At 67.6% G+C, this 14,031-nt stretch carries 12 protein-coding genes and 1 pseudogene; 3 read left to right on the forward strand and 10 right to left on the reverse strand.

Annotated elements, in window-relative coordinates; translation table 11 throughout:
* Nucleotides 1-219: 219 nt before the first annotated feature.
* The 7 genes and pseudogenes from BAU06_RS27280 to BAU06_RS11995 all read right to left on the reverse strand — a co-directional run.
* Nucleotides 220-726, reverse strand: a pseudogene (locus BAU06_RS27280) (ABC transporter ATP-binding protein); the annotation flags it as partial.
* Nucleotides 716-1,501, reverse strand: coding sequence for an ABC transporter ATP-binding protein (locus tag BAU06_RS11970; protein WP_066349272.1), 786 nt, complete (start codon nt 1,499-1,501; stop codon nt 716-718). The gene BAU06_RS11970 and the pseudogene BAU06_RS27280, both read right to left, overlap by 11 nt.
* Nucleotides 1,498-2,787, reverse strand: a complete 1,290-nt coding sequence (locus BAU06_RS11975) for an ABC transporter substrate-binding protein (protein ID WP_082993646.1) — start codon at nt 2,785-2,787, stop codon at nt 1,498-1,500. The genes BAU06_RS11970 and BAU06_RS11975 overlap by 4 nt, the downstream gene beginning before the upstream one ends.
* The gene (locus BAU06_RS11980; protein WP_156770215.1) at nt 2,784-4,043 is read right to left on the reverse strand and encodes a branched-chain amino acid ABC transporter permease; all 1,260 of its coding nucleotides are present in this window, start codon (nt 4,041-4,043) and stop codon (nt 2,784-2,786) included. The genes BAU06_RS11975 and BAU06_RS11980 overlap by 4 nt, the downstream gene beginning before the upstream one ends.
* A gap of 25 nt (nt 4,044-4,068) precedes the next feature.
* Nucleotides 4,069-5,013, reverse strand: a complete 945-nt coding sequence (locus BAU06_RS11985) for a branched-chain amino acid ABC transporter permease (protein ID WP_066349282.1) — start codon at nt 5,011-5,013, stop codon at nt 4,069-4,071.
* Between the two features lie 9 nt (nt 5,014-5,022).
* Nucleotides 5,023-6,303, reverse strand: a complete 1,281-nt coding sequence (locus BAU06_RS11990; protein ID WP_066349283.1) for a metal-dependent hydrolase family protein — start codon at nt 6,301-6,303, stop codon at nt 5,023-5,025.
* 45 nt (nt 6,304-6,348) lie between these two features.
* Nucleotides 6,349-7,137 carry an alpha/beta fold hydrolase gene (locus BAU06_RS11995; protein WP_066349286.1) on the reverse strand — a complete coding sequence of 263 codons (789 nt, stop codon included), beginning with the start codon at nt 7,135-7,137 and terminating at the stop codon, nt 6,349-6,351.
* A 204-nt stretch (nt 7,138-7,341) separates the two neighbouring features.
* Here BAU06_RS11995 and BAU06_RS12000 point away from each other — a divergent pair, with 204 nt between their 5' ends.
* Nucleotides 7,342-8,061 carry a TetR/AcrR family transcriptional regulator gene (locus BAU06_RS12000; protein ID WP_066349292.1) on the forward strand — a complete coding sequence of 240 codons (720 nt, stop codon included), beginning with the start codon at nt 7,342-7,344 and terminating at the stop codon, nt 8,059-8,061.
* Here BAU06_RS12000 and BAU06_RS12005 read toward each other — a convergent pair.
* Entirely contained in the window at nt 8,058-9,641 is a 1,584-nt protein-coding gene (locus tag BAU06_RS12005; RefSeq protein WP_197509496.1) for an NEL-type E3 ubiquitin ligase domain-containing protein, read from the reverse strand. The two genes, BAU06_RS12000 and BAU06_RS12005, sit on opposite strands and share 4 nt — an antisense overlap.
* A gap of 252 nt (nt 9,642-9,893) precedes the next feature.
* Here BAU06_RS12005 and BAU06_RS12010 point away from each other — a divergent pair, with 252 nt between their 5' ends.
* On the forward strand, nt 9,894-10,682 hold the full coding sequence (locus BAU06_RS12010; protein ID WP_066349302.1) for an SDR family NAD(P)-dependent oxidoreductase: 789 nt from the start codon (nt 9,894-9,896) through the stop codon (nt 10,680-10,682).
* 70 nt (nt 10,683-10,752) lie between these two features.
* On the opposite strand, the gene BAU06_RS12015 is transcribed toward BAU06_RS12010, so the two are convergent.
* Both BAU06_RS12015 and BAU06_RS12020 read right to left on the reverse strand, forming a co-directional pair.
* On the reverse strand, nt 10,753-11,250 hold the full coding sequence (locus tag BAU06_RS12015) for a hypothetical protein (RefSeq protein WP_066349303.1): 498 nt from the start codon (nt 11,248-11,250) through the stop codon (nt 10,753-10,755).
* A 117-nt stretch (nt 11,251-11,367) separates the two neighbouring features.
* The gene (locus tag BAU06_RS12020; protein WP_066349304.1) at nt 11,368-12,837 is read right to left on the reverse strand and encodes an NAD-dependent succinate-semialdehyde dehydrogenase; all 1,470 of its coding nucleotides are present in this window, start codon (nt 12,835-12,837) and stop codon (nt 11,368-11,370) included.
* A gap of 209 nt (nt 12,838-13,046) precedes the next feature.
* On the opposite strand from BAU06_RS12020, the gene BAU06_RS12025 reads away from it, so the two are divergent.
* On the forward strand, nt 13,047-14,024 hold the full coding sequence (locus tag BAU06_RS12025) for a tripartite tricarboxylate transporter substrate binding protein (protein ID WP_415834898.1): 978 nt from the start codon (nt 13,047-13,049) through the stop codon (nt 14,022-14,024).
* Nucleotides 14,025-14,031: the final 7 nt, after the last annotated feature.

Genomic DNA, 14,031 nt, shown 5'->3' on the forward strand with positions numbered 1-14,031 from the left:
ACGGGCCACCTGTCCGTTGACCAGCACGGCCACCGTGTCGGCCACGTCCATCGCCACGCCGAGGTTCTGCTCGATCAGCAGAACGGCGATGCGGCCCTCCGCGGCCAGGTCCTTCAGCATGGCGGCCACCTGGTCGACGATGACGGGCGCCAGTCCTTCGGTGGGCTCGTCCATCACCAGCAGCGTGGGATTGAAGAGCAGGGCGCGGCCGATGGCCAGCATCTGCTGTTCGCCGCCGGACAATTGCGCGCCGCCATGATGGCGGCGTTCCGCCAGGCGCGGAAAGGTGGCGTAGACGCGCTCCGTGGTCCACTCGCCGCGCCGGGCGCTGCGCGCCGCCAGGCGGAAATGTTCGTCCACGGTCAGGGACGGCCACACGTGCCGTCCCTGCGGAACATAACCGATACCGAGTTCGGCGATGGCATGCGCGGGCTTGCCCAGGATGTCGCGCCCGTGCAGCCGGATAACGCCGCGCGCCGGCACCAGGCCGGTCACGGCATTGCACAGCGTGGTCTTGCCCATGCCGTTGCGGCCCACCACGGCCAGGACGCCTCGCGGCAGGACCAGCGATACGTCGTGCAGGGCGTGCGCGCTGCCGTAATACACGTTGAGCCCGGCGATTTCCAGGACGGGCGGTTCGCCGCCATTGCCGCCCTGGCCGGGCGCCCGAATGGCTTGCCGGTCGGCCAGGGCGGCGGCTCGCGGGTATCGCGCGTCAGTGGCCATGCTGCCGTTCCCCCATATAGATGGCCTGTACGTCCGGATCGTCCTCGATCTCGCGCGGCGTGCCGTGCCGCAGCACGCGGCCGTTGTGCATGACCGTGACGCGCACGGCAACCGACAGGGCGATCTCCAGGTCGTGCTCGATGATGACGTAGCCGATATGGCGCGGCAGCGCCTGCAGCAGCGCCACCAGCTCGCGGCGTTCGGCCGGCGACAGCCCCGCCGCCGGTTCGTCGAAAAGGATGAGGCGCGGCGCGCCGGCCAGCGCCATGCCGATTTCCAGCTGGCGCTGCTGTCCATGCGATAGCAAGGCCACCGGCGTATCGGCCAGGTGCTCCAGCCGCGCATGGGCCAGCAGTTCGTCCGCCGCCGCATCGGACGCGGAGGCGCGGCCGGTGCGCCGCAGGCTGAATCGCCCCGGCGAAACGCCGCGCACCGCCAGGTACAGGTTGTCGCGCACGCTCAGGTCGCGGAACAGCAGCGAGGACTGATACGTGCGGCGCAGTCCGCGGCGGATGCGCTCCCACGGCGGCAGCGCCGTCACGTCCTCGCCGAACAGCAGCACGCGGCCGCCGGTGACCGGAAAATCGCCCGTGATCATATTGAACAGGGTGGTTTTGCCGGCGCCGTTCGAGCCCAGCACGGCATAGCGCTGCCCGGCCTCGACATTGAACGAAACGCCGTCGATGGCCTTGAGCGCGCCGAAGGCGCGCGTGATGCCGTGCAGCTCCAGCGCGTTGCCGGAAGAGAAGCCCGTGGCCGCGTGCACGCCGTTCATTTGCATTCCGGATTGGTGCGCGACCCCAGTCCCATCTTGTCGAACTCCTCCTTGGACAGGCCCAGGCGCTGGTTGACGTCGGGAATGACCTTGACGAACTTGTTGTACAGGCTGCCGTCGCTGTTCTTCGCGACCTCGGTCAGGAAGATGTTGGCCACGGCGTTGCGGTTCTCGTCCAGCTTGACGTTGCCGGTGGGCGTGGACACCGTCATGGTGGACAAGGTCTGGCGCAGCTTGGCCTGGTTGTTCGACAGGTCCGCTTTCTCCTGTTCCAGCGCGTCCAGCACGGCCTTGGTATTGACGTAGTAGGCGTGCGCGAACAGGCTGGGGCTGGGCAGGCCGTCCTTGTAGGCCGCGCGGTAGTCGGCGACGAATTTCTTCCATGCCGGATCGTCATAGTTGTCCGCGATGGGACCGGCCGATGGCGTGCCGACCAGCGCGTCGCGGCGCTTGCCCTTGTAGCCCAGCACCGATTGGTCGATGGTGATGGATCCCGCGATCAGCGGCTTGTCGCCCCCCGCCTGCTCGTATTGCGAGAAAAAGTTGACGGCGTCCGAGCCGCCCAGCGCGACATAGATGGCGTCGATGTTGTCGGGCAGGCGCGCGATCACCGAGGAATAATCCTTGGTGCCCAGCGGCACCCAATGCTTGTCCACCACCTTGCCGCCGGCCTTGCAGAACTCGATCATGAAGCCCTGCAGCAAGGAATAGGGGAAGGAATAGTCCTCGGCCACGGAGACGATGCGCTTGTAGCCCTTGTCCTTGTAGGCGTAGCTGCCCAGCCCCGCCTGCCACTGCGCGCCGTCGGTGGAGAACCGGAAGAAGTTGGGCGCGGGATCCTGCAGTGTCGTGGCCTGGGCGGCCGACGAGCCGTTGACGAATGTCACTTCGGGATGGGTCTTGGCATAGTTCTTCACCGCGATGCCTTCGGAACCCGACAACGGCCCGATCAGGATCTGCACACCGTCCTGTTCCACCAGCTTGCGGGCGGCGTTGACCGCGGTATCCGGGTTGCCGTTGGACGAGGCCTTGATGATCTCTATCTTCTTGCCGGCGACCATGCCCTTGTGCTGGGCGACGGCCAGTTCCACGCCGCGCATGCCGTCCTGGCCCGGCACGGCGAACGGGCCTTCCAGCGTGGCCAGCGCGCCGATCTTGATCACTTGCTGGGCCCGTGCCGGCTGCGCGGCCAGCGCGGCGGCGATGGCCACCGCCAGCGTGCCGGCGGCGGCGACGGCGCGCCGTCTGGACCAGTGCGTATGGACTGCGGGGTTCGCGTATTTCATGGATGTCTCCTGGTTTTCGTGGTTATTCCATGGGGGGTGGCCGCCGGGCTGGCGCCCTTTGCATCAACCTGCACGGCGGGGCGAGCCGACCCGCGCAAGCGCCGCCAGAGGCCCAGCAGGCCGTCCGGCGAAACCGTCAAGACCAGCAGGAACACGCCGCCGATCACCAGGTTGAACCGCTCGCGGTCCACCAGATCGACGGCGAAGTTCTGCAGCAGCACGAAAAGCAGCGCGCCCAGGAATGCGCCCGCGGGATGCCGCATGCCGCCCAGCACCGCGATGATCAGGATATTGATCATCGACGTCGTATTGACCGAGCCAGGGGATATCTGCGAGTTGTACCAGACCAGCAGCACGCCCCCGACGCTGGCGATCAGGCCGGCCAGCGCATGGGCCGCGACACGGTGCGCCGTGACGTGAAAGCCCAGGGCCCGCATGCGCCGCGCGTTGTCGCGGATGCCCTGCAGGGCCATGCCGAAGGGCGCGCGCGCGATATAGGCCACGGTGGCATAGCCCAGCGCGGCGCAGGCCAGGCTGATGTAGTAGAAGGGCAGCGGCGCGCGCAGGTCCGCGCCGTACAGGGCCGGCGGCAGTACGCGCGCCAGGCCCTGGAAGCCGTTGAAGACGGTGTAGTTCTGCTGCACCAGGTAGAAGAACGCCACACCGATGGCCAGCGTGATCATGATGGTGTAGATGCCTTCGGTGCGCACGGCCAGCATGCCGATCAGCGTGGCCGCCAGGGTGCCGATCGCCAGCGCCGCCAGTACGGCCAGCCACCAGGGCCATCCCAGGCTGTGCGCGGTGTCGGCATTCACGCCCAGCAGGGCCACCGAATAGCCGGCGATGCCGGCCACCGTCATCTGCGACAGGGTCACCATGCCGCCGTAGCCGGCAAGCAAGGCCAGCGACAAGGCGATCAAGCCCAGCACCAGCGACTGCGCGCCCACCTGGAAGGTGAAGAAGGGCGTGGCAACGGCCGGATAAAGCAGCAGGGCCAGCACCACGGCAAGGTGGGCGATGGCCCGGCCCGACAGGATGGTCCGTCCGGAGACACCGCCGCGCGCCGCGGGCGGCATGGCCAGTCCCGTATCGGCTCCGGGGCCGCTGCCCACGGCCGCCGTGCCGCCGCCCGCCGCCGCGGCCGGATGGGGCAATCCCACCGCGGCGCCTGCCGCCTGCCGCACCGTGGCCGTGCCCGCCATGGGATAGGCCATCGTCCCCTGGGACATCACTCGCCGCCATTTCGCCGCGCTCATTGCGCCTTTGCTCCTGTTCCCGCGATCAGGCCCGCCTGCCCATCAGCCCCTGGGGGCGAAAGGCCAGCACGGCGACCATGATGAGAAAAGTGAATACCACGCCATAGGTCGGCGCATAGGCCAGGCCGAAGGTCTCGGCCAGCCCGATCAGCAGCGCGCCGATGGCCGCGCCGGCGATACTGCCCATGCCGCCCACGATCACGACGATCAGCGAGGCCAGCAGATAGCGCACGTCCTCGCCCGGCGCGATGGACAGCGCCGTGCCGCCCATCACGCCGGCGAAGCCGGCCAGGCCGGCCCCCACGGCGAAGGTGATGGCAAAGACCTTCTGCACATTGACGCCGCTGGCCGACAGCATGCGCTTGTTGTCCACGCCCGCGCGGATCATCATGCCGACGCGTGTGCGATTCAGGAACAGCCACAGCGCCAGGCCGATCACGATGGCCGATAGCAGCACGACCAGGCGGAAGCCCGAATACTTGCCCACGCCGGGCACGCTGACCACGCCCAGCAGCCATGCGGGCGGATCGAACTGGTAGGCCTCGCCGCCCCAGATCCACAGGAAGAGATCGGCCAGGACGATCGACAGGCCCAGGGTCACCAGCGTTTGCCGCAGGTCCTGGCCTTCCATGTACTGGAAGACCAGCAACTGCAGCAGCAGCCCGGCCAGCGCGGTGGCCAGGAATCCCGCCAGCAGGGCCAGGAACCAGGAGCCGCTGGCATCGCCCACGGTGTAGCCGATATACCCGCCCAGCAGGAACAGCGAGCCGTGGGCCAGATTGACATTGCGCATCAGTCCGAACACCAGCGTGAAGCCGCTGGCCACCAGGAAATACAGCGCGGCCAGCGTCAGTCCGTTCAGCAGCGAAAGCCCGAACAGGCGCGCATTGTTCGCAATGGCCACCCCGGCCAGGCCCAGGAGCAGGGCCAGCACGGCGATACCCAGTATGCCCGCGGCGCGTGGCTTCACGTCGTATCCTCAGGCGGCCCAGCGGGTGCTGCGCGCGCTGACGATCTGCGGCGCGCGATGGAACTCGCCGTCCTTCATGACGGCCAGGATGCGTTTCTTGTCCTGCAGGATGCGAATGTCGGCCAGGGGATCGCCATCGATCAGCAGCAGGTCGGCCAGGTAGCCGTCGCGGATCTGGCCCAGTTCGTTGCCCTGCATCATGATCTGGCCGCCCAGCGTGGTGGCCGAGAGCAGGGCCTCCTGCGGCGACATGCCCACGTATTTGACGAAGTACTCCAGGTCCGTGGCATTCGTGCCGTGGGGCGTCCAGGCGAAGCCGTAGTCGCCGCCCGGCAGGATGCGGATGCCCCGGCGATGCATCTTCTTCATGGATTCGATGGCGACTTCCAGCTCGCGGTGGTAGCCCATCCTGGCGGTGACCTCGGGCGTCAGGCCCCATTCGCTGGCGTGGTACGAGGTGTTCACTAGCCAGGCCAGCCCCGGCGCGACGAATACCTGGTCCTTCTTCGACTCCAGCATGTCCAGCGACTCTTCATCGGTAAAGCTGGCGTGGTAGATGATGTCGATGCCGTGCCGGATGCATTGCTTGATCGATTCGCAGGACCGCGCATGCGCCGCGACGCGCTTGCCGAAGCGCTTGGCCTCGGCCACGCACATGGCGACTTCCTCTTCCGAGAACTGCGTCATTTCGGCGGGCAAGCCGGCGATGTACTCCCCCGAAAGGTTGATCTTCAGCTGGTCGACGCCGTACTTCACGAACTGGCGCACCATCTTGCGCATCTCTTCGGGGCCGTTCACGATGGCCCCGAAGCTCAATTCCGGGTAGGGCATATGGGGCGGCGTGGAGTCGCCCAGCCCGCCGGTGGTGGTGATCTCCTGGCTGGCCGCCAGGTAGCGCGGGCCGGGCACCTGGCCTTCGCGGATCGCATTGCGGGTGACGACATCCAGCCGCGGCTTGGCGGTGGCCGCGCCCACACAGGAAGTCCAGCCCATATCCAGATAGCGGCGCGCCACGTTGATGCACCAGACGACGTGCTCTTCCACCGGCATGCGCTGGATGGCATCCAGTGACGGCTGGTCGTTCCAGGAGAAATGGGTATGGGCCTCGGTCATGCCGGGCATCAGGAATGCCCCCGCGCCGTCGACCACGGTCACGCCGCCCATGGGAATGGAACGCGTGGAGCGCGATACGCGCACGATGCGGTTGCCTTGCACCAGCACTTCACCGGTATAGGGAAGCGCGCCGGTTCCATCGAATACGCGTACGTTGGTGAACAGCACCTCTGCCATGGCGGTCTCCTGGCGTTAGGGTGTGCAAAAAGCGGTGGGCGCGGACTAGCGCGCGTAGGCCGTATAGAAGTCCTTCAGGTCCCGCAGGCATTCGGCGGGACGTTCGAAGGTAGTCCAATGCCCGCACCGGGGATAGACCAGCACCCGGCTGTCGCGGATACGCTCGCCGATGGCGCGCACGGAAAGCGGCGGCGCCACGGCGTCCTCGTCGCCTGCGACCAGCAGGGTGGGGCAGGCGATGCGCTCCACCGGGGCCGCCTGCGCCTCGGCCAGCGCTTCGCAACTGCGCGCGTAGCCGTCGGGATCCTGGCGCATGACACTCTCGCGCACCAGCGCCACCGAGGCCGGCTGGTGCTGGCGCGTATCGGCGGATGTCGCGCCGGCGACGATGGCATCGGCGATGGCCTGCATGCCGGCCATGCCTTCGTCGCGCGCCCGCTGGGCGCGGGCGCGGATGTTCGCGCGGGCGCCGTCGGGCGGACAGAGCAGGGGGCCGAACAAGGCCAGGCTGCGTACCAGTTCCGGCGATTCCGTCGCCAGCTTGAAGCACACGATGGTGCCCAGCGAATGGCCGACCAGGTGGGCGCGCGCCACGCCCAGCCGCGCGCAGACCTCGCGTACGGCCTGGGCCAGGCTGTCTATGCTGAGCGGACCCTGCACCGCGTGCGAACGCGCGCTGCCGGGCAGGTCGATGCGCAGGACGCGGAAGCGCGTGAATGCCTCCATGACGGGCGTCCAGTTGTTCGACGACCCGCCCAGTCCATGTATGCAGACCACCGGATCGCCCTGGCCATCGACTTCCACCGCGATGCGATTGACGAACTCGGTGCTCATGCCGGCACCCTTGCAGCCAGGCGCATGCCGGCTGTCCGCGCGATGACCATCGTCACGGTTGTCTCCTCGATGAGGATTTTTATAGGAATATGCAGCGGTGCAGCTGGTTGAGACACGCGCCCCGATTTAAGATACGTGTCTCGTTTTGAGAATCATGCTAGAAGACGGTTTTGGGGCTGTCAATAAAAATCTGGGCACACGAGCATGGGATATTCCCCTAACGCAATCACCGCCGTGCCGCAGGCGCCTACCCGGGGCCCGCGCGCGCGCACATGGAAGCTGCTGATGGAAGCGGCCAGCAGCCTCATCGAGGAAGGCCACACGCCGACCGTCGCGGAAGTCGCCAAGCGGGCGCAGGTTTCGCGCGCGACCGCCTATCGGTACTTTCCCACGCGCAGCCGCCTGATCACGGCCATGGTCGATACGGCGCTGGGGCCGGTGCGCTCGTGGTCGTCGTCGCAGAGCGATGGACGAGCCCGCATCACGGAGCTCTTCGAATCCACCTTCATCCGTTTCAAGGAATTCGAGCCGCACATGCGGGCGGCCGCCCAGCTGGCGCTGGAGCACCAGGCCCTGGAGCGTGCGGGCATCCTGGAAGAAGAACCGTATCGCCGCGGACATCGCATCCGCATCCTGGCGCACGCCGTCGAGCCCTTCGGCGCGCAGGTGCCGGCCAAGGCGATCGACCGCCTGCAGAAGGCGCTGTCCATTATCTATGGCATTGAGCCGCACATCATCCTGAAGGATATCTGGGGAGCCAAGAACAAAGAGGTGGAAAGCATCGTCTTCTGGATGGTGGGCGCCCTGATCGAAGCCACCCTGAAGGACGCCAGGGGCGCGGAGCGTCCGGCCGCGCGCGGTGTCCCGGCCGGGCGGCGGCGTTCGCCCCCGCGCGCGAACGGGCAGGACAAGAGCCCCGGCTAGGCGGGGGATCGCGGCGGGGCGCTCGCCGTGCCGAACGGCGGCAAGGGCATCAGCCCCACGCTCGCCAAGGCGCGATTGGCATGCGGCAGCCATGCGTTGTAGCGCAGCTCGCGGTCCATCTGGACGGCCAAAGTATTGAAGGTGTCGTCGTCCGCCGGAAGATCCAGGGCGCGCAAGCGTTCGTGGACACGCGACGGGAGATCGGCGGCCGCAAGGTGGAGCGCGTCGGTGACCTGGCGATGCGCCCGCGGGCCGGCCAGCCGCTGGACCTCCGCCAGGAAAGGGGAGAAGTCCAGCATCAGGTAAGCGTGGAAGGACTCCGCCTCCGCGCGAGCGATCAGGTTGCGGGCGAAATGTATGTCTTCCGGCGTCAAGGCGCTGAGCGTCGGGTAGTGCATGCTTTCGACGCTGAAGGGCAGGGATAGCGCCGGCCGCAGGCTGACCTGATAGTCGAGCATGATCTCGGCCGGGTCGATGTTGATCGGCGTTTCGTTGCTCTGCTGGCGCCGCTGGTTTTCCTTGTGCAGGGCGATGATCTTGTCCTGGCCGATCGCCGTGAGCAGCTCCGTGCGCAAGGTCGCCAGCGCCAGCTGGCAGAGTTCGTTCAGCCTGCCGGCGTAGCGGCCATCGATCGCATCGTGCTTGTGCAGGAGCATTTTCAGCCGGTTCCAGGTAAGGAGCGCATTGTCCCTGCACATCGTCGTCCCTTCCGCGCAGATATCGAGAGCCTCGGCGACCAGCGCCTGGCGGCCGGGCTGTGCGGCGTTGCGCAGCCATAGCACGACCTCATCGCGTGTGGCGGCGTTGCGGTGGATGTGCGACTCCATCAGCTGGATCAGCCAGATCTTGAAGGCCCGCGTCGTCGATGGGCCGCTGCTGACCGCCGGCTGGTCGCGCGCGATGTCGTTCCAGCGTCCTGCCAGCATGGGGTCTTCGCGGTCGAGCCAGCGTTCGACGATGGTGCCCAGCGGGAGCGTGCTGGATTGCTGGCCGCGGATATACGGCGCGATGCGCGGGTGCAGCGCGGCGACGGTGTCCGGCCTTTCCAGCCACCGGCGGGTCCGCAGGGGGCCACCGGCATCCGCGATCCCCGGCACACCCGGGTCCTGTGCCCGCGCATGCGTGCCCCCGTCCATGGCCGTGTGCGTGACCACGGAGAAATACTGCAGCGACAACAAGCGCACTTGCGAACGGGCGACCTCGGCCACGGCGGCCCGCAGGGCATCCTGCGCGGGCGTGGCGGGCGGGCGGTCATCCGGCGCGGCCAGCAGCACGGGCAGCTCCAGCGCATCGGAATTGAATTGCAGCACCGGATGGCACTGGTATTGCTGGGTCACCATCCGCAAGCGGTGGAGCGCGGCGGCGCCGTGGTCGGTGCCATGCAGTTCGCGGAAATGGGCCTCGGCGAGCCGCAGCCGCGTTTCGTCGGGATTGCCCGTCACGACGGCATGCAGAAGTTCGGCAAGGTTCACGACGCTGGGCTCGCGATGCGCGGGGGGCGCGGGCGGCGGCGGGCAAGGGGACGCGAGCGAGGGTGTGGAGGCCAAGGGGCTGGCGATGGGGCTGTGAGGTAGATGCATGGCTGGCTCCGTGTGGAAACAGAATCGCGCGGGCTTCATCCTGCGACCGCGTGCGGGTTCGGGACGATGGCCCGCGGCGCGGCCAAGCCGGCCTTCCCGTGGCACCCGTCGGCCACGGCGCCCGGGCGACGGCGGGCGTTGAGTAGCAAGACCGCCGTTCGAGTTCTGCGCCGCATGCCGTGCCGGCGCGCGGCGGGAGTACCATGCCGACACGACCCCCGGCCGGGCGGCCGTTCGAATTGGAGCAAGCGCATGGAATTGGGACTTCAGGGAAAGACGGCCGTCGTGACCGGCGGCAGCAAAGGCATAGGCCTGGCGGTGGCGCGCGCGCTGGTGAAGGAAGGCGCGCGCGTGGGCATCGTGGCGCGCAGCCAGGAAGCACTGGACGCGGCGCGTACGCAACTGACCAGGCAGGGCGGCAAGGTGTGCGCGGTGGCGGCCGATCTGATCGACCCGGCGCAGGCCGCGCGCGCCGTGGCGCAGATCGAGGCCGAGCTGGGCCCCATCGATATCCTGGTCAATAGCGCCGGGGCGGCCAAGCGCCACGATCCGGAAACCCTGGATGCCGGGAAATGGCGTGCCGCCATGGACGCCAAATTTTTCACCTATGTGCATACGCAGGACGAAGTGTTACGGCGGTTGCGCGCCCGCGGCGCCCGGGGTGCCATCGTCAACATCATCGGTTCGGGCGGCAAGACGCCCACGACCACGCACCTGGCCGGCGGCTCTGCCAATGCCGCGCTGATGCTGGCGACGGTGGGGGCCGCCCACCATTACGCGCAGTACGGCATACGCATCAATGCCATCAACCCCGGCGCCACCGTGACGGAGCGCGTGCAGGAAGGCCTGGCGGTAGAGGCCAGGACCATGGGAGTCAGCGTGGAGGAAGCGCGCCGCCAGGGTGAAGGCCGCATCCCGCTGGGACGTTATGCCCAGCCCGAAGAAGTGGCCGATGTCGCCGTGTTCCTGGCCAGCGACCGGGCAAGCTATGTGGTTGGCGCCGTGGTGCCGATGACGGGCGGGCTGGCGCCCGTCATCTGACGGGTAGCCGGCGCATCCCGTCGCGCGGACGGAGGCGGCCGCCTGGGATGCGCCGCGCAAACCCGTGGCGTCATGCGGTCGTGGCGTCCGCCGGCGGGGCGGGCGGGTACATGGCGAGGCAGGTTTCCTTGTCGGGCATGAAGGGGGCGAAGTCGCCCACGTACTTGTCCGGGCCTGCCTTGATGTGCTCGCCCAGCCGGTTCAATTCGTGCATCAGGTCCGCGTGGCGCCGCAGCTGTTCCTCGCGCGGGCCGAACAGGTAGCTCCTGCCCAGCGCGGTCTGGGTGTCCAGCTTCAGTTTGCTGAATTCCTGCTCCCAGGCCGACTGCTTCAATTGCCGGGAGACGATGTCCTTGGCCTGCGCCAGTTTGTCGCAGACCTGGGCGGGCGTACCGTCATTCCAGCCGCGTTCGAGTACTTCGTCCGCGACGGCCTGGTGCAGTTTTTTGGAATGGGTGGCGAACGCGATGCTCATGCCGTTCGATCCATCGTCGTCCCGCGGCGCCTGAACCGGCGAAGACAGCAGGATGGCGGGGTTCGAAGAGAACAGCGAGATACTCGTGGACATGGTTCGGGCTCCTTGGGAGTGAGCCGCCCACCTGGCGGCGCAGGTATGTACTTGACCCTTGCCGCCAGGTTCCCGTGGCCGTTCCAGCCGCCGATCCCGGCGCGCCGGAGCCCATGTTCAGCCGCCGATATCCACGCACAGATACTTCAGCTCCACGTACTCGTCCAGGCCGTGGCGGGATCCCTCGCGGCCCAGCCCGGACTGCTTGACGCCGCCGAAAGGTCCGACTTCATTGGAGATCAGGCCCGTGTTGATGCCCACGATGCCGTACTCCAGGCCCTCCGATACGCGCCACACGCGGGCGTTGTCGCGGGTGTAGAAATAGGCGGCCAGGCCGAAGATGGTGTCATTGGCCAGCTTCAGCGCTTCTTCCTCGGTGTCGAAGCGGAACAGCGGCGCGACCGGCCCGAAGGTTTCCTCGCGCGCGAACAGCATGGACTGCGTCACATCGCGCACGACGGTGGGCTCGAAGAAGGTGCCGCCCAGCGCGTGGGCCTTGCCGCCCGTCACCACCCTGGCGCCCGAGCGGGTCGCGTCGTCGATGTGCTCGCGGACCTTTTTCACGGCGTGCTCGTCGATCAGCGGCCCCTGCACCACGCCTTGTTCGAAGCCATCGCCGACCTTCATGGCGCCGACTTTCCCGGCCAGGCGCCGGGCGACTTCGTCGTAGACGCCCGACTGCACATAAATGCGATTGGCGCAGACGCAAGTCTGTCCGGCATTGCGGAACTTGGAAGCGATGATGCCGTCGACGGCCTTGTCCAGGTCGGCGTCGTCGAACACGATGAAGGGGGCATTGCCGCCCAGCTCCAGGGAGAGCTTCTTGATCGTCGGCGCGCACTGCGCCATGAGTTTGCGGCCGACTTCCGTCGATCCGGTAAAGCTCAGTTTGCGCACCGTTTCGCTTTCGCATAGCGCGGCGCCGATTTCGCTGGAACTGCCCGTGATGACGTGCATGACGCCGGCCGGCACGCCGGCTTCCTCGGCAAGCACGGCCAGGGCCAGGGCCGTCAACGGCGTCTGTTGCGCGGGCTTGACGATCATGGTGCAGCCCGCCGCCAGCGCCGGACCCAATTTGCGGGTGATCATGGCGGCCGGGAAATTCCACGGGGTGATGGCCGCGGTGACGCCCACCGCCTGCTTCAGCACCATCATGCGCTGTCCGGCCTTGGGGCTTTGCAGGACCTCGCCATCCATGCGCTTGGCTTCCTCGGCGAACCACTCCAGGAAGGAGGCGGCATAGCCGATTTCGCCGGCGGCCTCGGTCACCGGTTTGCCCTGTTCGGCCGTCATGATGGCCGCCAGGTCCTTCTGGTGCTGCATCATCAGTTGCGACCAGCGCTGCAGGATCAGGGCGCGCTCCTTGGCGGGCCGCGCGGCCCAGGCCGGCTGGGCGGCCGCGGCGCGTTCGATGGCGTGTTCCGTCTCGGCGCGGCCCAGCTTGGGCACGGAGACAATGATCTCGCCGGTGGAAGGATTGTTCACGGGGATGGCCGGGCCCTTGCCGGCGCCATGCCATTTGCCGTCGATGTAGCAGGCATCGCGTAGCAGGTCGGGACGTTGCAGTCGTTGGGTCAGGGAGGTCACTGCTGGCTCCTGGGAAGGGGCGGCGGCGCCGGGGCGCGGTGCGCCGCCGCCGGATCGGTCTTGCGCAGGCCGTGGGGATCCGTCCTATGGTAAGCCGGGATGCGATCCGGCCCCCGTTTCATCTTGCATCGGGATTTTTTGTATGCAAAGATATGCATAACTTGCGCGGGCGGCGCGGCCGCCCGATCGCATCACAGGAGACACCCGACGTGCCCAAATCGCGCTTTCTTCCCTTGCGCCGGTGGCTGCTTGCCGCCACCGTGCTGCTGCCGGCCCTGGCCGGCGCCCAGACCTACCCGGACAAGCCGATACGCCTGATCGTGCCTTTCGCGCCGGGCGGCGGCACCGACAGCATCGCGCGCGACATGGCGCGCACGCTGGGCGAAAAACTCGGCCAGGCCATCGTGGTGGAGAACCGCGGGGGCGGCGGCGGCTCCATAGGCGCGAATCTGGTGGCACATGCGGCGCCGGACGGCTACACGCTATTGTTCGCCACGTCGACCTTCGTGACGAATGCCGCGGCGGAAGGCACGACGCTATACGACGTGGAGAAGTCCTTCCAGCCCATCGCGCTGATCGGCCGCGGGCCGCTGCTGGTTGTCGCCAACAAAAACGTGCCGGCCGACAATATCGCGCAGTTGCGCGAACTGGCGCTGAAAAAGCCCAATGAGATCAACTTTTGCTCCGCGGGCAACGGCAGCATCAACCACATGTCCGGCGAGCTCTTCAAGCAGCGGGCCGGCGTGCAGATGATCCACATCCCCTACAAGGGCAGCGGTCCCGCGACGCTGGACCTGCTGGCCGGACGCGTGCAGGTATTTTTCGCCACGGTGCCGACCATCCTGCCGCAGGTCAAGGACCAGCGCGTGAAACTGCTTGCCGTGACGAGCAGGACACGGTCGCCCCTGTTCCCGGACACGCCCACGATGGCCGAGGCCGGTATCCCGGATTTCGACGTCAGCACTTGGTGGGGCGTGCTGGCGCCGGCCGGCACGCCGCCGGAAGTGGTCGCCCGGCTGAACGCGGCGGTCAACGACGCCGCCGCCGCGGACCTGGTACGCCAGCGGCTGACGGACGAGGGCGCGCAATCGTTCAAGGGAACGCCCGCGGATTTTGCCGGCGTGCTGCACAGCGAACTGGCGCTGTGGAAAGGCGTGGTCAAGCAGTCGGGCGTGAAGCTGGATTGAGCATCGG

Origin of the sequence: Bordetella bronchialis, assembly GCF_001676705.1 — a bacterium.
In the GTDB taxonomy this organism is placed as follows: domain Bacteria; phylum Pseudomonadota; class Gammaproteobacteria; order Burkholderiales; family Burkholderiaceae_B; genus Bordetella_C; species Bordetella_C bronchialis.

Coding starts and splice junctions, on each gene's coding strand:
- BAU06_RS11970 (WP_066349272.1), bottom strand. CDS start 1,501: ATGAACGGCGTGCACGCGGCCACGGGCTTCTCTTCCGGCAACGCGCTG.
- BAU06_RS11975 (WP_082993646.1), bottom strand. CDS start 2,787: ATGAAATACGCGAACCCCGCAGTCCATACGCACTGGTCCAGACGGCGC.
- BAU06_RS11980 (WP_156770215.1), bottom strand. CDS start 4,043: ATGAGCGCGGCGAAATGGCGGCGAGTGATGTCCCAGGGGACGATGGCC.
- BAU06_RS11990 (WP_066349283.1), bottom strand. CDS start 6,303: ATGGCAGAGGTGCTGTTCACCAACGTACGCGTATTCGATGGAACCGGC.
- BAU06_RS11995 (WP_066349286.1), bottom strand. CDS start 7,137: ATGAGCACCGAGTTCGTCAATCGCATCGCGGTGGAAGTCGATGGCCAG.
- BAU06_RS12000 (WP_066349292.1), top strand. CDS start 7,342: ATGGGATATTCCCCTAACGCAATCACCGCCGTGCCGCAGGCGCCTACC.
- BAU06_RS12005 (WP_197509496.1), bottom strand. CDS start 9,641: ATGCATCTACCTCACAGCCCCATCGCCAGCCCCTTGGCCTCCACACCC.
- BAU06_RS12010 (WP_066349302.1), top strand. CDS start 9,894: ATGGAATTGGGACTTCAGGGAAAGACGGCCGTCGTGACCGGCGGCAGC.
- BAU06_RS12015 (WP_066349303.1), bottom strand. CDS start 11,250: ATGTCCACGAGTATCTCGCTGTTCTCTTCGAACCCCGCCATCCTGCTG.